This window comes from Leucogemmata humicola (genome assembly GCF_055379415.1).
The window spans coordinates 909691-931119 of the sequence record NZ_AP040875.1; the positions used below are offsets into that span (position 1 = coordinate 909691).

Genomic DNA, 21429 nt, shown 5'->3' on the forward strand with positions numbered 1-21429 from the left:
TGTCCGCTACGGCCTATCGTCTCCCCGCTCTCCGCGAGTGCGGCCGTGATGCTCTGCGTTGGCGCGTTTGGCGGCGTCGTCGAGCTTTGACTGTCCGCGCGCAAAGCCTTCGCGCGCAAAGGGGCGAACGGTGGTCCAATTGCCGTACTGATCTGCATATGACGCCCAACCGTCCTCGAGCTGCGGTTCAACCTCCTCGAACTGTCGCGCGCGGAAGTTGGGATTGTGGCTAGCGATTTGGCCGAGGTAGTAGGCGCCGCGCACGTCGCCGTAGTCGCGATCGGCGAGGCGATCGGGATGCTGATCATAGTGCGTACGGAAATACTCTTCGTCTTCCTCCGTTAGCGAGCTCGCGGCCTCGGCCACTGCGCGTCCGGCCCACCATCCGCCAAGTGCGCCGGCGATTCCTCCGATTAGCGTGCCGATCGGTCCGGCGGCCGAGCCGATTCCTGCTCCGACGAGTACGCCGGAGATACTGCCGGTGGCCTCGCCCAATTCGTCGCCGAAGGTCGGATTGGAATGGTGGGCGCCAAGTGCCCGATCCTTGGCGCGTTCGAGCTTGCCGTCGATGGAGTCGTTGTCGCGCGGGTCTCGGTCGCTCATCTGCATTCTCGGGTAGGTGGCGGGGCGATTTCGCGCAAGAACGAGACCGCCTGGCGAGAGAGACTTGACGATCAACTCTCACCCGTACCGATTCCATGGTATGGCCGCGAAGATCCGAATCGGAACGCAGGGGTGGAACTACGACGCGTGGGTCGGTCCGTTCTATCCGGACGACACACGTCCGGCGGATTTCCTCACGATTTACGCGCGCGCCTTCGATACGGTGGAGGTCGATTCCACGTTCTACGCGAGTCCGGTCTCGAAAACGGTACGCGGCTGGGCGCGCAGAACGCCCGACGATTTTATGTTTTCGCTCAAGCTGCCGCAGGAGATCACGCATGAGCGTCGCCTGCGAAACGTGGACGACCTCGCCGCGGAATTCTTCGATCGTGCACGCGAACTCGGCGGCAAACTCGGCCCAATTCTCATCCAGCTCGGTCCTGACTTTGGTCCGACTGAGCTGCCAGCGGTAGCACAGTTTCTTCCAAAGCTTCCGCGCGACATCCGCTTCGCGATCGAGTTTCGACAGCGCGGCTGGATTCACGATGGCGTGCTCGCCCTCTTGGCCGAGCACAACGTTGCGCTCACGCTGAGCGAGGGGCGTTGGATTCCGCGGCGGCAGATGATGCAGTTGGCCACGCGACCGACTGCCGACTTCATCTACGTCCGGCTGATGGGCGTGGATCAGAGCATTGTCGACTATTCGCGTGTGCAGCTCGACCGAACGCGAGAGACGGAAGCCTGGGCGAACATCGTTGGCCCGTATGCGGACTCAGGACGCGAGGCGTACGTGTACGTCAACAACCACTTCTCCGGTCACTCGCCCGCGTCGGTCCGCGTGTTGCAGCGCCTGCTCCGCCAGAGTGTCGTCGAGCCAGAACAGCTCGGCGAACAGATGAGCCTTTTCTAACAGAGTAAGATCCATGGCTATCGCGATCGAACCGCGAGCAGGATTCGCCACGACTGCCCGGACGTCGGCTGCGGTGACGACGTCGGCATGGCACGCCTATACGGCTGTGCTTGCGGCAGTATTCGTGATGGTCGGTGTGTACTGGGATATTTCCTGGCACATGTCGATCGGGCGCGACTCGTTTTGGACGCCGGCGCATTTGCTGATTCAGGCCGGCGGCCTCATCGCCGGAATCAGTTCGGGGTACGTCGCACTGCGCACCACGTTCTGGGGAACGGAGGCTGAGCGCGCGGCGACGGTGAGCTTTTGGGGTTTCCGTGCTCCGCTCGGTGCGTGGACGTGCATCTGGGGCTGCGGCGCGATGCTGACGTCAGCGCCCTTCGACAACTGGTGGCACAACGCCTACGGACTCGACGTGCGCATCATCAGTCCGCCGCACGCACTGTTGGCGATCGGCATCTTCTCGATCGTCGTCGGCGCACTATTGCTGACCCTCGCCGAGCAGAATCGAGCTGATGAAGCATCGCGCGGCCGATTCGCGTGGTTGCTCGCGGCGACGGGCGGTATGCTGACCATGAACTTCGCGCTCTTCCTCACGGAGTTCAGCGAACGGCAGTCGATGCACGGTCCGACGTTCTACTACGTTACCGCGCTTGCTTTTCCACTCGCCCTCTCGACGCTCGCTCGCGCAATCAAGCTGCGTTGGGCGGCGACGTCGGCGGCCGCGTGGTTCACTGCGCTGATGCTCGGGCTGATGTGGTTCCTACAACTCTTCCCAGCTACGCCGAAGCTCGGACCGATCTATCAGCACGTCACGCACATGGTGACACTGTCCTTTCCATTGCTGATCATCGTGCCTGCAGTCTGCATCGATCTGATCATGCACAGATTCGACGGCAAACTCGGGACGCTCGCGTTGGCTGCGATCATCGGCCCGGTGTTCGTAGCGACGTTTGTCGCGGTGCAATGGCCGTTCGCGTCGTTCCTCGTTCACAGCCCCTTGGCGCGCGGTCCGCTATTCAACGCCGAGAACTTCGTGTACTGGATGAGTCCAGTGTACGAAGCCGGCACGCGTCGGTTCCCGCCCTCTGGCGATTGGCCGATCGCACTTCACCTGGCAATCGCAGCGATCGTCGCGACCGCAACGAGTGCCGTTGGTCTATTGCGCGGTGAGTGGATGCAGAAGGTTCGTCGATGAAGCGAGTAGCTGGACTCGCTTTCGCCGCGTCGTTGCTAGTACTGACGGCGGCGCACATCGGAAGCCCCAATGTGTTGTTCGATGGCAATGCCGGACCGTATCCGGTGCGCGTCATCGTGCGGCCGCCCGAAGTCGTCCCAGGTTTGGCCGAGGTGATCGTTCGTCTGAACGCGTCGGACGCGGAGCGTGTATCGATTCGGCCAGTGTTCTGGCGCGCTGGAGTTCGTGGAGCGCCAACCGGCGATGCGCTGACGCGAGTTCCTGGCGAGACACAGGTGTATTCCGGGCGGTTGTGGTTGATGGCGTACGGCGCATACAGCGTGTACGTCACCGTGGAGGGACCTCGCGGTTCGGGGACGGCGATCGTTCCTGTTGGCTCGTTTGCGACGGGACGTCTTCCGCTACCGCGCGGACTGAGCGCGATTCTCGTTGCGCTAGCGGTCGTACTGGTTGCCGGATTCTTGACGCTCGTTCGCGCCGGAGCGGGTGAGAGTCTCGTGGCGCCGGGTGAAGCGATCGATCCGCCGAGGCGTCGGCGCGCAAACGTCGTCACTGGCGTGGCCGCCGCGATTCTCGCGCTGGCACTGTTCGGCGGCGCGAAATGGTGGAGTGCGGAAGACTCGGCCTATCGGGCGCACATGTACGGATCTCCGAAAGCGGAAGCGACGTTCACCGTCGACGCGACGCATCGCACGTTGCGTCTCAAGGTGCGAGACACCGCGAGCTTTCATGCGATCTATGCGCCGGTCGCGCCTGATCACGGGAAGATGATGCATCTCTTTCTCGTGAGCTCCAGCGGAACGCAAACGCTCGCACACCTGCATCCGACGCAGACCGATTCACTCGTGTTCACGACCGAGGTGCCGTCGGTTCCGACGGGACGGTATCTACTGTTCGGCGACATCATGCTCGAGAACGGGTTGAGCCTCACGGTCACGACGCGCGTGGAGATTCCGCCTGCACCGGGCAGCGTCACGCCGTCCGACAGCGACGACACGTGGGATCGGACGACCATGGTCACGCCAATCGCGCCGGGTGCAGCGCGCGTGATGTCGGACGGGTATTCAATGACCTGGGCCGGTGCCGATGCGCCGATCAAGGCTGGCGAACCAACGGACCTTCGGTTCGTACTGCGCGATTCAGCAGGCGCGATTGCCCCCGTTCACCCCTATCTTGGAATGGCGGGTCATGCGGTCGTCGTTCGTCACGACGGCACGGTGTTCATCCATCTACATCCGATGGGCACTGTCTCGATGACCGCGCAGCAGGTTTTCGCACTTCGCGACCGAGGCGACACCACGGCGCGGGGTCGGCTGCGCACCGATGAACTCAAGCCGAACGAGATGGGCGACATGCCGATGTCTGGAGAGTTGGTGTTTCCATATGAATTTCCTAAACCAGGCCGCTACAGGATCTGGGTACAGGCCAAACCAAATCATCGCGTGCTGACAGGCACGTTCGACGTGGACGTTCGTTGAGTAGTCTGCGAATTCGGTTGTTCGTCGCGATGGCGATCGTCGCGGCCGCGGTGTGTGTTCGATTGGGGTTCTGGCAGTTGCATCGTCGTCAGGAACGGCGCGCGCGCAACGCGTTGATCACATCGCGCCTCGACTCTGCCGCCGTCGATCCGCGAGCGCTTCCGCGCGACACGACCGTCGCTCGCTTTCGCCGTGTGCGAGTGACAGGAACGCCAGACTACGCGCATGAACTGATCTATGCCGTGCGCACGCGAGCTGGGTCGCCTGGCGTCAATCTGCTGACGCCGGTTCGGCTGGCGAACAGCGACACCGCCGTACTCGTGAATCGTGGTTGGGTGTATTCTCCCGATGGCAGCACGATCGATCTCACGCGTTGGCGCGATCGCGATTCGACATTCACGGGTTACGCAGAAGAACTTCCGTCGACACCGGGATCGACATACGCGAATCGTCCGGACATCATTGCCCGGCTGTCGTACGCCGTGGTATCAAAGGCGCTGCCGTATCCGGTGCTTCCGTTCTACGTCATCGCGTTGGACGCCGGCGACACGAGCAACACCGCGACGCGCATTGCTCGGCTCACCACACCCGCTCTCGACGAGGGCCCGCACATGAACTACGCGATCCAGTGGTTTGGGTTTGCGGCGGTCGCCCTCGTCGGAGCAGGCTTCGTGGTCAGGCAGGCGCGCTCCGACCGAGCGCGTGGCGATGTTCCGCTGCGTCGCGCTTCGACCGACGGCGCCAACGGACGAGGTTGATCCCGACGTCGCCGACCGCCACGGCCGCGAAGACTGGCCAGGGGAGGCCGCTGGGCGACCCTGCGACGAGTGCCGTCAGCAGGGTGAGCGTCGACAGCGGGCAGTAGGTCAACAGCCAATCAGCCAGGCGATCGACGCGGCCGGCGTTGGAGTCGGAAGTCTTTCGGCGCGGAGGCTGCATAAGTTTAGAGGTAGGAGCCAAGGTGCTCGAGACGGCCACATCGCCGGCCTCTAACTTGGCGCCGAGTCCGCCTTACAGTGAGTAATCCATGTCACAGCGCGCGGCTGGTCTCGCCTCCGAGAAAGAGGCGCGTGACGTTGCAGAAGCGGCACGTGAGAGCGAGTGGTCGGGTCCGAGCTTCGTTCGCGAATTATTCCTCGGACGCTTTCGACTCGATTTGATTCATCCGCATCCAGCGGAGGATCCTGCGGAAACGGCGCGCGCAAAACCGTTCTTCGATCGCCTCACAGAGTTCTTGCATCGCGTCGATTCGGACATGATCGATCGCACGGGCGACATTCCTGAGGCGTACGTCCAAGAGCTGCGCGACATGGGTGCGTTCGGAATCAAGATTCCGACGGAATACGGCGGACTTGGACTTTCATATACGAGTTATGTGAAGGCCATGGCGCTGGTAACGTCGAAAGACGGATCGCTCACGGCGTTGTTGTCGGCGCACCAGTCGATTGGATTGCCACAGCCGTTAAAGCTGTTCGGCACCGACGAGCAGAAGCAGCGCTTCTTCCCCAGACTGGCGAAAGGAGCGATCAGCGCGTTCGCGCTCACCGAAGTCGACGCGGGCTCTGATCCGGCGAACATGCACGCGCACGCGGAGCCAACGCCGGATGGAAAGCACTTCATTCTGTCGGGCGAAAAACTGTGGTGCACGAACGGCACGCGTGCTGACCTCTTTGTCGTGATGGCGCGGACGCCCGACGCAGTGGTGAATGGCAAGCAGCGAAAGCAGATCACGGCGTTCATCGTGGAAGCGTCGTGGCCCGGCGTGGAAGTCGTGCACCGCTGCCGCTTCATGGGCCTGAAGGCCATCGAGAATGGCGTGATTCGCTTCACCAACGTGAAGGTGCCGCGCGAAAACATTCTCTGGGGCGAGGGAAAAGGCCTCAAGCTCGCGCTGATTACGCTCAATACGGGTCGGCTCACGCTTCCCGCGAGTGCCGCAGGTGGCAGCAAAGCACTGCTGCAGGCGTCGCGCACGTGGGCGGCGGAGCGCGTGCAGTGGGGCGCGCCGATTGGCAAGCACGAGGCAGTCGCTGAGAAGGTCGCGATGATGGCAGCGAACACCTTTGCCATGGAATCGATCGCTGGGCTGACCGTCGGATTGGCCGAACACGGTCACTACGATATCAGACTCGAAGCTGCGATCGCGAAGATGTACAACACCGAGCACGGTTGGCACATCGTCGACGACGCGCTGCAGATTCGCGGCGGCCGTGGCTACGAAACGGCAGACTCGCTTCGCGCACGCGGAGAGCGTCCGATTCCAATCGAGCGTGCGATGCGCGATTCGCGCATCAACCTGATCTTCGAAGGCTCGTCCGAGATCATGCGGTTATTCATCGCCCGTGAGGCGGTGGACCATCACTTCAAAACGGCGTTCGCGCTCGTCGATAAGGAATCTTCAAAAGGCGAGAAGGCGGCGGCGTTCGGCCGAGTGATGAAGTTCTATCCGAGGTGGTACCCGGCGCGCTGGCTGGGTAAGGGCCAGGTGCCCGGTTCGTATGCGGAATTCGGGAAGCTCGCCGGCCATATGCGCTACGCCGAGCGGCATACGAGAAAGCTCGGTCGCGCGATCTTTCATGCGATGGTCCGTCTCGGGCCGAAGCTCGAGCGTCGTCAGTTGGTGCTCTTCCGCGCTGTAGACATCGGCGCTGAGCTATTCGCGATGGCGGCGGCGTGTGTTCGTGCGAGAATGCTCGCGAAGCAGGGAAACGCCGAGGCGTCGACGTTGGCCGATCTGTTCTGCCGCGCGGCGCAGGTGCGCATCGACCATCTGTTCGCAGATTTCTATGGTCGGTACGACGGCGAGATGTATCGCGTCGCTCAGGCGGTGATGCGCGGCGAGCATGCGTGGCTCGAGACGGGCATCATCGACATGGTCGAGGCCGAGGCGCCGGATGCTGTGCCGGCGGCGGTAGCGCACGGCCGCGAGGTCGCGGCGAATACCCGTTGAGCCTTGCGACACGTCAGTGGGGGATGCCGCGCGCGAAGCCACGATGCCTTTGTTTGGGTGACGCGGATTGGGCGGATTTGACGGATTGATCGGATACGGCGCTGTTCCGTCAAATTCGCTGAATTCGTCTAATCCGTTTCGCTTGTCTTGAGAGTCTTCGAACTATGCCCCGATGGTTAGCCGTACGTTCGAAGCATGTAAGGCGCGAGGCGCCGGCCGCTCAGCCGACGCGCTGAAACGCGTCGGACTCGCCGCTCCACGCTACGAGGTTCGGGTGCAGTAAGTGCGCGAGGAGCTCTACGCCATCGACGAGTCGCGGTCCTGGACGCGCGAAGTAGGCATTCGCGTCGACAACGAAGACCTGGCCGTTCTTCACCGCCGGGAGCTCCGACCACCCCTCGCGCTGTGACAGGAGTGGAAGCTGCTTCAGCGCATCGGCGACGCCGAAGCCGCAGGGCGCAACGACGATCGTCTCTGGCGCTGCGGCGATGACGTCGTCCCACGATACGCGCACCGATTCGCCGGCCGGACGTGCGAGCGGATCGACGCCGCCAGCGAGCGCGATCATCTCCGGAACCCAGTGTCCTGCGCAGTAGATCGGATCGACCCACTCGGCAAAGAACACCCGTGGACGGCGAGTCGTTTGCGCGACCAACTGCGCCACGGCGTTGATACGTCGCTCTGCGTCGGCGACGATGGCGTCCGCGATGTCGCGTGAACCGCTCGCGTCCCCGAGCGTGCGTAAATCGCGCCAGACGTCGGCTAGCACACGCGGCGCGAAGTACATGACCTCTGGAGACCGAGCGAGCGATCCGAGCAGGCGTGTCACGTCGTTGCCCGACGGTGCGCACACCTGACAGAGATCCTGCGTGAGGATCAAGTCCGGATCGAGCGAACGGAGAAGGGCTTCGTCGACGGCGTAGAGGCTTTCGCTGGCGTGCAGGTGACTGCTGACAGCGACGTCGATGTCACTCGGTGTGAGCGCCGCGAGCTCGAGCGCGGGGCGGACGACGGCGGGCTTGGTGCGGGCGACAGCAGGAAAGTCGCACTCGTGCGAGACTGCAACGAGCTGCGCCTCGAGGCCGAGGGCGCAGGCCATTTCCGTCGCGGCGGGTAGGAAGGAAACGATGCGCCGCGACGGGACGTGCGTCACGCGCGCTACTCCGTCACGAACGCCGTGTAGCCCTCGTCGGCGATGGCTTCTTCGATTTCGTCGACGCTCGTCTGGTTCGGGTCGAAGTCGAGCGTTGCCGTACCAATGCCAACGTCGCTGACCTTCACGCCGGGGGTGTGCTCCAAGCGTCCACGGACCGCGCGCAGGCAGTGCTCGCAGGTCATGCCTTCAATCGTCAGAGAAAGGTGCTCCATCGCCATTTCGGTTGGGGGTTCCGAAAGCTAGCCGTCAGCGTAAGAGAATGTGCAGCGCGACGTTGAAGTAGATGATGAGGCCAGTGAAGTCGACGAACGTGGCTATGAACGGCGCCGACGCGCTCGCGGGGTCGAAGCCCAATCGACGGAAGATGAACGGCAGCATCGATCCGACGAGCGTTCCGAAGATCACCACGCCGAGGAGTGAGACCGCGACGGTCAGCGCCAGGAGATGATGCAGACCTGGGTGGAACACTTTCACGCCATTGACGATGCTGGTGTTGTAGTCGTGGCCGATGAATTGAACTCCGTGGTCCGCCAGGGTCTGCCAGAGTTCGATTCGGACGAATCCGATCAAGGCGAGGATCAAGCCGAGCGTGATGCCAGTCGCCAACTCGCGTCCAGCCACGCGCCACCAATCGCGGAGCGTGACCTCACGCAGGGCAAGCGCACGAATGAGAAGCGAGGTGCCCTGCGATCCCGAGTTACCACCGGAGCTGATGATCAGCGGAAGGAATAGGGCGAGCAGCGTCTGCCGGTCGATTTCCGCCTGATAGACGCCGAGCACCGTTGCCGTGAGCATTTCGCCAAGAAAGAGCGCGCTGAGCCAACCCGCGCGCTTCTTGATCATGTTCCAGAAAGAGATGGTGGAGTACGGCTCATCGAGCGCCTCCATACCGCCCAACTTCTGGACGTCTTCTGTCTGCTCTTCCTGAATGGCGTCGATGACGTCGTCGACCGTGATGACGCCCATGACGTGCCCGGACTCGCTGACCACCGGCACGGCGACCATGTCGTAATTGGCGATCACGCGCGCGACTTCTTCACGGTCGGCGCTCGTGCTGACGCTTACGACTTCGGTCCACGCGATATCGCCGATTCTGGCACCCGGCGGTGCCGCGAGCAGCTCGCGCAGCGACATAACGCCGGCCACGCGACCCTGAGAATCGGTCGTGTAGATCGCGTACATCGCCTCCTTCTTTCCCGATCGAGCGACCGCTCGCACGTTCTCGAGCGCCGCTTCTACGGTCATTTCTGCCGACACCGAGACAAACTCGGTGGTCATTAGACCACCGGCAGTATCCGCGTCGTACGCGAGCAGCTTCTCGGTCTCGAGTCGCGCCTCGGCAGGAATCTCGGAGAGAATCTCCTCGACGCGGACGTCGCTGATCTCCTCGAGCGTGTCGGCGCGATCGTCCGGCGTCATCTCCGAGACGAGCTCGGCGGCCTGGCGCGGGGTGACCGACTCGAGGAACTCGGTCCTCAGCTCTTCGTCGAGGTACTCGAGTACGTCGGCAGCACGAGCAGGCCCGAGCGCCGCGAGGAACTTCTGCAGCTGGTCTGGCTCGAGGAGCTCGGCGACACCAGCGAGATCGGCCGGGTGGACCTCCTCCGTTTCGACGGGGATGTCCGACGGCGACTCATCGAGGAGCGCGATAATGTCGGGCGCGAGCAGAGTCGCGACCGGACGGTCCTCCGGATTTCGCTGCGATGGAGTCATTGGCCTTGTAATCACCGGTGCGCGCGGCGTCAACATACCCAAGCCAAGTGCGTCGAGACAACCCTGAAGCGAGCGAAAATCGCACAAGATTCCGACGTGTTACGCGTGGTAAATTTCTAGTCTCACCCAACCTTTCAGAGCGCTGGACTGTCTCAGGTTCGGAGCGCGCGATCGAGGACTCATCGCGCCCCGCCGGATGTGGTTTGCGCCGGCCGACGTACCGCTTCACCCACCCGCCCACAGATGTCTGTCGTTGTTCGTGGTTTTCTCGCCACGGCGCTCATAGCGCCGGCGATGCTGCTTGCCCAATCCGAGCGTGCGTCCGCGCACTCGAGCATCTCGATCGTTCCCGACGTGCGATCGACCGCGACGGTTGCCGTCGCAGCTCGCGCCATCAAAGCGCCCGTCATCGACGGTAAGGGCGACGACGTTGTGTGGGCGAGCGCCCAGATCATCGACGGTTTCCGCATGTTCGATCCCGCGGAGAATGGAGATCCGCGCTACCGCACCGAGGCGCGCGTGGCGTACGACGCACACAACCTGTATGTGCTCGTCCGCGCGTTCGATCCGCATCCCGATAGCATCGTGGCTCTGCTCAGCCGACGGGACGTGCGTACGCAGTCTGACTGGATCAAGATCATCATCGATGGCTACCACGATCGGCGAACGGGCGTGGAGCTTTCGGTGAATCCCGCGGGTGTGAAGCGCGATTTCGCGATTCTCAACGACGGTGAAGAAGACGACTCCTGGGACGGGGTGTGGGACGTTGGCACCCGCATCGACTCGGCGGGTTGGGTCGCTGAGTTCCGCGTGCCGCTCAATCAGCTACGCTACGGGAGTGGCGAGCGACACACCTTTGGCTTCGGTATTTGGCGCGATGTGGCTCGGTACAACGAGCGCTACGCGTGGCCGATGTACTCGCGGTCCAAGAATGGACTCGCCTCACAGCTCGGTGATCTCGGCGGTATCGATGGTATCGCGGCGCCGCGCCGGCTCGAGCTCTCTCCATATACGGTCGCGAAGACCTACAACGCGCCAACGGCCAACGGTTTCGCGCAGCGAAGCCAGTCGACGATGGGCGCCGACCTCAAATACGGCATCACATCCAACCTCACGCTCGACGCCACGGTGAATCCGGACTTCGGCCAGGTTGAGGCCGATCCGTCGGTCGTGAACTTGTCGGCGTTCGAGACGTTCTTTCCCGAGAAGCGACCGTTCTTTCTCGAGGGGCAGGGACTGTTCCGCTTTGACGTGAACTGCAACGACGGCGCGTGCTCGGGCCTGTTCTACTCGCGACGCATTGGCCGCGGACCGCAGCTCTCCAGCACGTACGACGATCCGTCGAACGCAACGTCGTCGACAATTCTTGGCGCGACCAAGCTCACGGGTCGCCTTAGCAACGGCATCTCGGTCGGATTGCTCGATGCGGTGACGCAGCGCGAAACGGCGCCGGGCCGCGAGACGATCGAGCCGCAGACGAACTATTTCGTCGGCCGCCTGCAGCGCGATTTCCGTCAGGGCGCGAGCGGCATCGGTGCGATGATCACCAGCGTGCATCGCAATCTCGATGGGTGGACGTCGGACTACCTGCGATCGAACGCGCTCGCGGGTGGTCTCGATTTCCGTCACCAGTTTCACGACCGCAACTTCCAGGTCACGGCGTACGTGGCGGGAAGTCAGGTTCAGGGCTCAGCGAAGTCGATTGCGCAAACGCAATTGAGTTCAGTGCACAACTATCAGCGTCCCGACGACGGCATCGCTTTCGATTCGACGCGAACGAGCCTTGGCGGATATTCGGCACAGGTGGCGCTGTCGAAGCGTGGCGGAGGTTCGACGCTGTTCAGCACGAGCCTCCAGATGTTGTCGCCTGGCTTCGAGATCAACGACGTTGGTTTCCTCTCTCGCGCTAACTCGAAGAGTCAGTCGCTGTGGTTCCAGTATCACGAGAACACGCCGCGCGGCATCTATCGCTACTGGAACTACAACATCAACCAGTGGTCGAACTACACCTGGAACAACACGCGCACTGATCTCGGCGGAAACGTCAACGCGCACATGCAGTTCAAGAACAGCATGTGGCTTCACGCAGGCGAGGGTGTGAACGCGGGTGCACCGTCGTACTGCGATGATTGCACGCGCGGCGGACCCGCGTTGCGCCAGGAACGATCGACCTGGGGCTGGGCGTCGATCGAGGGCGACCCGCGACACACGCTGGTTCCGTATTTCAACGCCAACTGGATGGCCGGCGACAGAGGTCGTTCGCACAGTTGGGGTGTTGGACCCGCTGCCGACTTCCGAGTCACGAGCCGAGTGACTGGAAGCGTGTCGTACAACGTAGGTCGCAGCGTGAATGCCACGCAGCCAAACGGGAATTATGGCGACGTGAGTTCCGACACGACGCACTACACCGTCGCACGTCTCGATCAAACGACGAAGTCGATGACTGTTCGCATCGGCGTGACGGCGACGCCGAACCTTTCGCTACAGCTATACGCTGCGCCGTTCGCGACGCGCGGCAACTTCAGCGATTGGCTACAGGTGGCCAATGCACGCGCCGAGCGTTGGAGCGATCGGTACACGCCGTACGACGGTGGTGATCCGGGTGCGTTCGACTTCAAGCAGTATCGCTCGAACACGGTTGTTCGCTGGGAGTATCGTCCGGGTTCGACACTGTATTTCGTGTGGGCGCAGGAGCGAACGCTGAGTCTCGACGGTACCGACGCGCGCGCCGCCGTCGCTGACCTCGGGCAGCTGAAGTCCGCGCACCCTGCGAATGTCTTTCTCGTGAAGGGCTCCTACTGGCTGTCGTACTGAGGTAGTGGAGAGGGAAGTGGGCAGCGCCGCTTCCCTATTCCCGCGTCGCCCTGCCATCTTCGCTGCATGACTCTTGATTCCTTTTCGCTCGCCGGCCGCGTCGCGGTGGTCACGGGCGGGTATGGTGTGATTGGCGGATGCATTGCATCCGCCCTCGCTGAATCCAAGGCGCGTGTGGTCATCCTCGGCCGTCGTCGAGAGGTGGCTGAGGCGAAGGCGCAGGAGATTCGACAGGCTGGCGGCGACGCGCTCGTCGCGGTTGGCGATGTGCTCGACGAGGCGCAGATGCGTGCGGCGCGCGACGAGATCCTCGCTGCGTGCGGCCACGTCGACATCCTGTTCAACGGTGCTGGCGGCAACGTTGGTCGAGCGCGCAACGATACCAAGCCGATCTTCGATGTCCCGATCGATGCGTTCGACGAGGTGCTGAAGCTCAACCTGCACGGAACGCTGATCCCGTCGCTGGTCTTCGGCGAGTCGATGGCGGCGCGCGGGTCGGGGTCGATCATCAATGTTTCGTCGATGGCGGCCACGCAACACCTCAGCGGCGTACTCGGCTACTCGGTCGCCAAGGCCGGCATCGACAGTCTCACGAAGTGGCTCGCCGTCGAAATGGCGCGGAAGCATTCTGGCGGCGTGCGTGTGAACGCGATCGCTCCGGGCTTCTTCGTGTCCGAGCAGAATCGCCACGTGCTCGTCAAACCGGACGGCAGTCCAACGGACCGCGCGCGCACGATCATGGGTAAGACTCCAATGGGCCGGTTCGGAAATCCGGACGAGCTGATCGGCGCCGTGCGTTGGTTGTCGAGCGACGCGGCGTCTTTCGTGACCGGAGCGATCATTCCGATCGATGGCGGGTTTAGCGCGTTTAGCGGAGTCTAAAGATGGGCACAGCAGCGGGTAGCGCCGAACGAACGCGCTTCGATCCGTCGAGCGGCGCGGGGCCGCGGTCGGGATATCGATGGACGATTCTCGCGCTGCTCTTCTTCGCGACGACGATCAACTACCTCGATCGCCAGGTATTCGGCCTTCTCGCGCCAACGCTGCAGCGAGATCTCGGGTGGAGCGAAGTGGACTACGGGAACATGGTTTCCTGGTTCAGCTTCACCTACGCGATCGGAATGCTCGGCATGGGTCGGTTGCTCGATCGGATCGGAACGCGCCGCGGCTTCGCGTTGGCGATCGTGGCGTGGAGTGCCGCTGCGATGGGTCACGCGCTCGCGCGATCTGCCGCGGCGTTCTCGTTTGCCCGAGCCAGCCTTGGCCTTGGAGAGTCGGGAAACTTTCCGGCGTCGATCAAGACAGTTGCCGAGTGGTTTCCAAATAGCGAACGGGCCCTCGCGGTCGGCATCTTCAACGCGGGTAGCAACGTTGGCGCCGTGCTCGCGCCAATCCTCGTTCCGTTCATCGCACTGCGATGGGGATGGCAGTGGGCATTCATCGCTACCGGAGCGGTCGGATTCATCTGGCTGATCTTCTGGCTGGCGGTATATCGCGAGCCAGCTGAGCACCCGAAGGTATCAGCGGCGGAGCTCGACCTGATTCGCGGTGATCGCGTCGTCGAACCACCGAGAATGCCGTGGGTGCAACTGCTGCGCTATCGGCAGACGTGGGCGTTCTTACTTGCGAAATCGCTCACCGATCCGGTGTGGCTCTTCTATTTGTTCTGGCTTCCAAAATTTCTCGACGCTGGTTGGGGCGTGAAGCTCGCCGGCGTCGCGGCCCCGCTCGTTGCGATTTATGTATTTGCCGATACTGGATCCGTCGCGGGCGGCTGGTTCTCGAGCACGCTGATCAAGCGCGGCTGGAGTGTGAACAAAGCGCGAAAAACGGCGATGCTCGTTGCCGCGCTATTGATCGTTCCCACACTCTTTGCGCCGAGCGTGAGTAGCATGTGGGGCGCGGTCGCGTTGGTGAGCGTGGCGGCGGCGGCGCATCAATGGTGGTCGGCGAATCTCTTTACGAGCGTCAGCGACATGTTTCCGCGGAACGCCGTGGGTTCGGTGACCGGCATCGGAGGATTCGCGGGCGCCATGGCGGGGGCAATTTTCCAGCGATCGACTGGCTCCATTCTCCAGGCGACGGGCGGAAACTACGGCGTCATTTTCGCGATTTGCGGTGTGGCGTATGTAGGAGCGTGGGCGATCTTTCAGGGCCTCGTACCCAGGATGGACCGGGTAAGGGATTGACGCTCTAGAGCTTAGGGCAGGTGGGCGGCGTTCGCGCAATGCGCGGGTGCCGCTTTGATTTTGGATACGAGCGCCAAACCCCAGCTCAAGAGTTCTTGACAGCCTCACCAGGCCGCCACACCTTCTCTAAGTGATAAGGTCAATTTATCTCGTTGTATCATCATGAAGATCACCGACATCCGCGCGACCCCGGTCACCGTCCCCCTCGAAGCTCCTTTGCGACACGCAAATGGGTGCCATTGGGGTCGTTTTGTCCGCACAATCATTGAAGTCGAGACCGACGAGGGCCTGATCGGCCTCGGCGAGATGGGTGGTGGCGGCGAAACAGCGGTTGCAACCGTTCAAGGGCTCAAGTCCTACCTCCTCGGACATGACCCGGCGCAGCTCGAAAAGATGCGCTTTCTGATCGCCAATCCGACCGCGTCGCTCTACAACAATCGCACGCAGATTCTCGCCGCGTTGGAGTTTGCCTGCCTCGACATTCTCGGTCAGAAATGGGGCGTTCCGGTTCACGACATCCTCGGTGGAAAAATCCGGGATCGCGTGCCTTTCGCGTCCTATTTGTTTTTTCGCTATGCAAATCCGCGTGACGGGTCCGGCGAGGTTCGGACCTGCGACCAGCTCGTCGCTCACGCGCTCGATTTAAAGAAGACCTATGGCTTCGCGTCGCACAAACTGAAGGGCGGTGTCTTCGCGCCGGCGTACGAACTCGAATGCTATCGTGCTATCGCCGAGGCGCTGCCGGGCGACAGTCTTCGCTTCGATCCGAATGGCGTGTGGTCGACCGAGCAGGCGATCTGGTTCGGCCAGCAGATCGAGGGATTGAACAACGATTATCTCGAGGATCCGGTGTTCGGATTGCACGGCATGCGTCGCACGCGTGAGAAAGTGCGAATGCCGTTGGCGACGAACACGGTGGTCGTGGGTTTCGAACAGCTGGCCGCGAACATTCTGCAGACCGGTGTCGATGTCATTCTGCTCGACACGACCTTCTGGGGCGGCATTCGTCCCTGCGTGAAGGCCGCCGGAATCTGCGAAGCGTTCCAGCTTGGTGTTGCGGTGCACTCGTCGGGTGAATTGGGCATTCAGCTCGCGACGATGCTGCACCTCGGCGCTGTGTTGCCGAATCTCTCATTCTCGGCCGATGCGCACTATCACCATCTGACCGACGACGTGATCGTTGGCGGGAAGATGCACTACTGCGGTGGAACGATCGCTGTGCCCACGGCACCTGGACTCGGCATCAAGCTCGATCGCGATCGTATGGGAGAATATCACGAGCTGTTTCTGCGGCTCGGTGGATATCCGTACGATCAGGATCCGCTCCGGCCGGGTTGGACGCCCACCATTCCGAATCAGTCGTGGGCCGATCCGAGCGACGCGCGCACGCCGGCGATTCCGTTCTAGGACTGTGACGTTCGAGGAGTAGGACGCGATGATGCGCACCAGACTGATTCGAGCGTGCATGCTGTGTGCGCTCGTCGCATGGGCCGCGCCGGCGACTGAGTCTGCGGCCCGTTCGGCCGCTCCAGTCGAAGACGGGTACGACCTGTGGCTGCGCTATCGCCAGCTCGCGAACGGCGCGCGGCTCACCGAATATCGGTCGACGCTCGCGCGTATCGTTGTCGACGCAACTTCGCCGTCGATCGACGCAGCGCGCGACGAGTTGACGCGCGGTCTTCGCGGCCTGCTCGGCGCGGCGATTCCGGTCGACAAGAGTGTAACGTCGAACGGCGCCATCGTTCTCGGGACTCCGAAGTCGTCTGCCATCGTTGCATCGCTCAAGCTCGACGCGGCACTAAAGAGCGCCGGCGCCGAGGGTTTCGTGCTTCGCTCCGTGACGGTCAATGGCAAACACGCCACTGTGATCGCCGCGAACACTGACATTGGCGTTCTGTATGGTGCGTTCGATCTGCTGCGTCGAGTGCAGACGTTGCAGAGCGTCGCGAACCTTGCGGTCACGAGTGCGCCGCGCATTCAGGTGCGCATGCTCGATCACTGGGACAATCTCAATCGCACCGTCGAGCGCGGATATGCGGGGCAGTCGCTGTGGGACTGGCCGCATCTGCCCGACTCGCTGCCTGAGCGCTATCGCGACTACGCGCGCGCCAACGCTTCGATCGGCATCAACGGAACGGCGCTCACGAACGTCAACGCGAATGCGAAGTTTCTGACGCCAGAGTATCTGACGAAGGTTGCGGCGCTCGCTGGCGTCTTTCGTCCGTATGGTGTGAAGGTCTATCTCACTGCACGCTTCAGCGCGCCGATCGAGATCGGCGGTCTCAAGACGGCTGATCCACTCGACTCGGCCGTACGCGTGTGGTGGAAGCACAAGACCGACGAGATCTACAAGTACGTGCCCGACTTCGGTGGCTTCGTGGTGAAGGCGAACTCCGAAGGTCAACCGGGGCCACAGGACTACAAGCGCACGCACGCTGACGGCGCGAACATGCTGGCCGATGCGGTGGCTCCGCATGGCGGCGTCGTGATGTGGCGTGCGTTCGTGTACAGCAACGAAGTGCCGACCGATCGCGTGCGTCAGGCGTATGACGAGTTCAAGCCGCTCGACGGACAGTTCCGCGAGAATGTGTTCGTTCAGGTGAAGAACGGTGCGCTCGACTTTCAGCCGCGCGAGCCGTTCCATCCGCTCTTTGGTGCAATGCCAAAGACGCCGGTGATGGCGGAATTCCAGATCACTAAAGAATATCTTGGGCAGGATACACATCTCGTGTATCTGGCGCCGTTGTTCAAGGAAGTCCTCGACGCCGACACGTATTCAAACGGCAAGGGGTCGACAGTCGGGAAAGTGCTCGACGGCACGCTACAGAAGCAGACGCGAACCGGAATTGCCGGAGTCGCGAACGTCGGCACGGATCGCAACTGGACGGGTTCGCAGTTCAACCAAGCGAACTGGTATGCGTATGGCCGTCTGGCGTGGGATCACGATCTCACGTCGGCCGGCATCGCTGACGAGTGGATTCGGCGGACGTTCACGAACAACGACGCCGCGGTCGCATCGATCCGAAAGATGATGCTCACGTCGCGCGAAGCCGTCGTGAACTACATGACGCCACTCGGCCTCGCGCACATCATGGCAACGGGGCACCACTATGGTCCCGGGCCGTGGGTGAGCAACGCCGGTCGTCCCGACTGGTCGCCAACGTATTACCATCGCGCCGACACGCTCGGCATTGGGTTCGATCGAACCGCGACGGGGAGCAATGCGGCTGCGCAGTACTTTCCGCCCGTGCGCGATCGCTTTGCGGGCGACGCGGCTCCTGATTCGGTCCTCCTCTGGTTCCACCGTGTTGGCTGGAATCAGAAGCTCAAGAGCGGCAAGACGCTGTGGGAGGAACTCGCGCGCCACTACTACGCCGGTGTCGATTCCGTTCGATCGATGCGTCGCACGTGGGACGGTGTAAGAGGCTCGGTCGATAGTGCGCGCTTTGCCGATGTACAGGGCTTCCTGACGATCCAGGAGAAGGAAGCGATTTGGTGGCGCGATGCGGCCCTGCAGTATTTCCAGACGTACTCGAGACAGCCGATCCCGTCGGACTTGGAGCGGCCTGCACATCCGTTGGAGTTCTATCGCGCCTTGAGATGTCCGCCGGTCCTACCAAAACCGCGCTGTGAGGCGGTGTACTAGGCAGCGTGGTATTCGAAGGGCTGAAGTGTCTTTATCAAACTCGTAGTGGCCTCCAAGCCACGACACACTAGAGCACTAGGAAACTCGAAACATGGCAACGTCCGACGCATACACCCCGAAGCCCGAACACCACTTTACCTTCGGCCTGTGGACGGTCGGCAATCCCGGGCGCGATCCATTCGGCGATCCGGTGCGTCCGCCGATCTCGCCCAACGAAATCGTCCACAAGCTCGGCGAGCTCGGCGCCTATGGCGTGAACCTCCACGACAACGATCTCATTCCGCGCGACGCGACCACCGCTGAGCGTGACAAGATCGTCCGAGAGTTCAAGCAGGCGCTGAAGGACTCTGGCGTCCGCGTGCCGATGGCGACGACGAACTTGTTCGGCGATCCGGTCTTCCGCGATGGCGCGTTCACGAGTAACGACGCGCGCGTTCGCTCGTATGCGTTACAGAAGACGATGCGTTCGATGGACCTCGGCGTGGAGCTTGGCGCTGACACGTACGTGTTCTGGGGCGGCCGTGAGGGCGCCGAAACGAACGCCGGTAAGAACGTCGTCGAAGCGATGAAGTGGTTCCGCGACGCGCTCAACTTCCTGTGCGAGTATTCGATCTCGCAGGGCTACAAGCTCAAGTTTGCGATTGAACCGAAGCCGAACGAGCCGCGCGGCGACATCTTCCTTCCGACGATCGGTCACGCGCTCGCACTCATCTACACTCTCGATCATCCGGAAATGGTTGGATTGAATCCGGAAGTCGCGCACGACACTATCGCCGGACTCGATTTCTCGCACGGCGTTGCACAGGCGCTCGAGGCGGGCAAGCTGTTCCACATCGACCTCAATGGTCAGAAGCCGGGCCGCTACGATCAGGACCATCGCTTTGGCAGCGAGGACGTGAAGGGTTCATTCTTTCTCGTCAAACTGCTCGAGGACTCGAAGTGGCCAGGCATGCGCCACTTCGACAGCCACGCGTATCGCACCGAAGATCAAAAGGGTGTGTGGGATTTTGCCGCCGGCAGCATGCGCACCTATCTCATCTTCAAGGAGAAGGCCGCGCAGTTCAACGCGGACAAGGAGATTCAGGCACTGTTGGCCGAGCTCAATGCGCGTGGTGCGGAGCCGGGCAAGCGCGTGAAGTTCACCGCCGACGGAGCGAAGGAGCTGAAGGAGCGTTCGTTCGATCTCCCCGCCATTCGCGCGCAGGGATACGCGTATGAGCGTCTCGATCAGCTGACGATGGAGCTAATCCTCGGAGTCCGCTGACGTGATGGAGTCCTGTTTCCTCGGCATCGATGTCGGGACGAGCGGCGTCAAAGCGATTCTCGTCAGCCAGAACGGCGAGGTCGAAGCGAGCGCGGTAACCGCGCTGCAGATGTCGACGCCGCACCCCGGGTGGGCGGAGCAGGATCCCGAAGCGTGGTGGCAGGCGACGCTCGCGTCGATTCGCACGCTGCTCAGCGCAAAGCCGGGCGTACGCGTGTCGTCGATTGGAATTTCAGGGCAGATGCACTCGTCGGTGTTTCTCGACGCGAAGGGCAGTGTCATTCGCCCGGCGCTGTTGTGGTGCGATGGACGCACGACCGCTGAGTGTCAGGAGATCACAAAGCGCGTAGGCGGCGAGAGCCGTCTGCGCGATCTCGCATCGAATCCAGCGCTCGAAGGGTTCACACTGCCCAAGGTGCTCTGGCTCCGCAATCATGAGCCCGGTGCGTTTGCACGTTTGTCGACGGTGATGTTGGCGAAGGATTTCATTCGCTATCGGCTTACCAACGTCCTCGCGACGGAGCCATCTGACGCATCAGCGACGCTGATGTATGACACCGCGCACCTGCGTTGGAGCACGGAGATTCTCGATGCGGTCGGTCTGCCGCATTCGATCGTGCCCGATGTCGGTGGTTCGTCAGAAGTCCTCGGGAAGGTGACTGTCGAGGCGGCGGGACTCACGGGATTGCAGGTGGGGACGCCGGTCGTTGGCGGCGGCGCGGACAACGCGTGCGGCGCCGCGGGTGTTGGCGCGGTGGTGCCAGGTGAAGCGGTGACGAGTTGGGGAACGTCGGGCACTGTGCTCGCGCCAACCGCCGATCCGCGTGTCGATCCCGGGCTTCGTGCGCACACCTTCTGTCACGTCGCACCTGGCATGTGGTACCTCATGGGCGTCGTGCTGTCAGCCGGCGGCGCGTTTGCCTGGTACCGCGATCAATTGGCGCGCGACCTCGTGAGCACCGGCGAAGCAAACGAGCGACTCAACGCCGAGGCGGCGTCGATTCCGCCGGGCGCCGAAGGGGTGACGTTCCTTCCGTATCTCCAGGGCGAACGCACGCCGCATCGTGATGCATCGATGCGCGGCGCGCTGCTCGGCCTGAGTCTCGCCCACTCGCGCGCACATCTCACACGCGCGGTGATCGAAGGCGTGTGCTTCGCGCTGCGTGATTCAGTCCAGATTCTGGCCGAGTTGGGACTGTCGCCGCGGGCCATGCTGCTTACCGGTGGCGGCGCGCGCAGTCCGTTCGTTCGACGTCTGCAATCCGAGATCTTCGGCGTACCGGTGTGCACCGTGGACCGAGAAGAGGGGCCGGCCTATGGCGCGGCGCTACTCGGCGCTGTTGGTATCGGAGCTTTCTCCGATCTGGCGTCAGCGGCGCGGGCGACGCTCACGCGCGGCGCGCTCGAGGTCCCCGATCCTGCTGTCCACGCCGAATACGAAAAGCACTATCAGCGCTTTCGCGGGTCTTATGGTGCGGCGCGTCAGGTTGCAACTTCGTGATCTGACG

At 62.5% G+C, this 21429-nt stretch carries 16 protein-coding genes; 12 read left to right on the forward strand and 4 right to left on the reverse strand.

Going from position 1 to position 21429, the window contains the following annotated elements; genetic code table 11:
* Window positions 1–6: 6 nt before the first annotated feature.
* Window positions 7–603 carry a hypothetical protein gene (locus tag AC6H4Z_RS03835; RefSeq protein ID WP_497545418.1) on the reverse strand — a complete coding sequence of 199 codons (597 nt, stop codon included), beginning with the start codon at window positions 601–603 and terminating at the stop codon, window positions 7–9.
* A 100-nt stretch (window positions 604–703) separates the two neighbouring features.
* On the opposite strand from AC6H4Z_RS03835, the gene AC6H4Z_RS03840 reads away from it, so the two are divergent.
* The 5 genes from AC6H4Z_RS03840 (at window position 704) to AC6H4Z_RS03860 (ending at window position 7139) form a co-directional block, all read left to right on the forward strand.
* Window positions 704–1513: a DUF72 domain-containing protein gene (locus AC6H4Z_RS03840; RefSeq protein ID WP_497545419.1), complete on the forward strand. Its 810-nt coding sequence runs from the start codon at window positions 704–706 to the stop codon at window positions 1511–1513.
* A 13-nt stretch (window positions 1514–1526) separates the two neighbouring features.
* Window positions 1527–2711 carry a hypothetical protein gene (locus tag AC6H4Z_RS03845; RefSeq protein ID WP_497545420.1) on the forward strand — a complete coding sequence of 395 codons (1185 nt, stop codon included), beginning with the start codon at window positions 1527–1529 and terminating at the stop codon, window positions 2709–2711.
* Complete coding sequence (locus tag AC6H4Z_RS03850) at window positions 2708–4189, forward strand: DUF8832 domain-containing protein (RefSeq protein WP_497545421.1); 1482 nt, start codon at window positions 2708–2710, stop codon at window positions 4187–4189. The genes AC6H4Z_RS03845 and AC6H4Z_RS03850 overlap by 4 nt, the downstream gene beginning before the upstream one ends.
* Entirely contained in the window at window positions 4186–4947 is a 762-nt protein-coding gene (locus AC6H4Z_RS03855) for an SURF1 family protein (protein ID WP_497545422.1), read from the forward strand. The genes AC6H4Z_RS03850 and AC6H4Z_RS03855 overlap by 4 nt, the downstream gene beginning before the upstream one ends.
* Window positions 4948–5216: 269 nt before the next feature.
* Window positions 5217–7139 (forward strand): acyl-CoA dehydrogenase family protein, encoded by a 1923-nt coding sequence (locus AC6H4Z_RS03860; protein ID WP_497545423.1) that lies wholly within the window; start codon window positions 5217–5219, stop codon window positions 7137–7139.
* A gap of 220 nt (window positions 7140–7359) precedes the next feature.
* Here the strand turns inward: AC6H4Z_RS03860 and AC6H4Z_RS03865 are convergent, their stop codons facing one another.
* The 3 genes from AC6H4Z_RS03865 to mgtE are packed head-to-tail and all read right to left on the reverse strand — an operon-like array spanning window position 7360 to window position 10008.
* Window positions 7360–8292, reverse strand: a complete 933-nt coding sequence (locus AC6H4Z_RS03865) for a BtuF-related (seleno)protein (RefSeq protein WP_497545424.1) — start codon at window positions 8290–8292, stop codon at window positions 7360–7362.
* Window positions 8293–8297: 5 nt separating this feature from the next.
* Complete coding sequence (locus AC6H4Z_RS03870) at window positions 8298–8507, reverse strand: heavy-metal-associated domain-containing protein (protein WP_497545425.1); 210 nt, start codon at window positions 8505–8507, stop codon at window positions 8298–8300.
* 34 nt (window positions 8508–8541) lie between these two features.
* Window positions 8542–10008 (reverse strand): magnesium transporter, encoded by a 1467-nt coding sequence (gene mgtE, locus AC6H4Z_RS03875; protein WP_497545426.1) that lies wholly within the window; start codon window positions 10006–10008, stop codon window positions 8542–8544.
* Between the two features lie 243 nt (window positions 10009–10251).
* Here mgtE and AC6H4Z_RS03880 point away from each other — a divergent pair, with 243 nt between their 5' ends.
* From AC6H4Z_RS03880 to xylB, 7 genes are all read left to right on the forward strand, one after another.
* Window positions 10252–12822 carry a DUF5916 domain-containing protein gene (locus AC6H4Z_RS03880; RefSeq protein ID WP_497545427.1) on the forward strand — a complete coding sequence of 857 codons (2571 nt, stop codon included), beginning with the start codon at window positions 10252–10254 and terminating at the stop codon, window positions 12820–12822.
* Between the two features lie 66 nt (window positions 12823–12888).
* Window positions 12889–13704 carry an SDR family oxidoreductase gene (locus AC6H4Z_RS03885; protein WP_497545428.1) on the forward strand — a complete coding sequence of 272 codons (816 nt, stop codon included), beginning with the start codon at window positions 12889–12891 and terminating at the stop codon, window positions 13702–13704.
* 2 nt (window positions 13705–13706) lie between these two features.
* On the forward strand, window positions 13707–15011 hold the full coding sequence (locus tag AC6H4Z_RS03890) for an MFS transporter (protein WP_497545429.1): 1305 nt from the start codon (window positions 13707–13709) through the stop codon (window positions 15009–15011).
* A gap of 162 nt (window positions 15012–15173) precedes the next feature.
* Window positions 15174–16418 carry an enolase C-terminal domain-like protein gene (locus AC6H4Z_RS03895; protein ID WP_497545430.1) on the forward strand — a complete coding sequence of 415 codons (1245 nt, stop codon included), beginning with the start codon at window positions 15174–15176 and terminating at the stop codon, window positions 16416–16418.
* Between the two features lie 31 nt (window positions 16419–16449).
* Entirely contained in the window at window positions 16450–18657 is a 2208-nt protein-coding gene (locus tag AC6H4Z_RS03900; protein WP_497547007.1) for an alpha-glucuronidase family glycosyl hydrolase, read from the forward strand.
* A gap of 91 nt (window positions 18658–18748) precedes the next feature.
* Window positions 18749–19921 carry a xylose isomerase gene (gene xylA / locus AC6H4Z_RS03905; protein ID WP_497545431.1) on the forward strand — a complete coding sequence of 391 codons (1173 nt, stop codon included), beginning with the start codon at window positions 18749–18751 and terminating at the stop codon, window positions 19919–19921.
* Between the two features lie 4 nt (window positions 19922–19925).
* Window positions 19926–21422: a xylulokinase gene (gene xylB / locus AC6H4Z_RS03910; protein ID WP_497547008.1), complete on the forward strand. Its 1497-nt coding sequence runs from the start codon at window positions 19926–19928 to the stop codon at window positions 21420–21422.
* Window positions 21423–21429 lie beyond the last annotated feature (7 nt).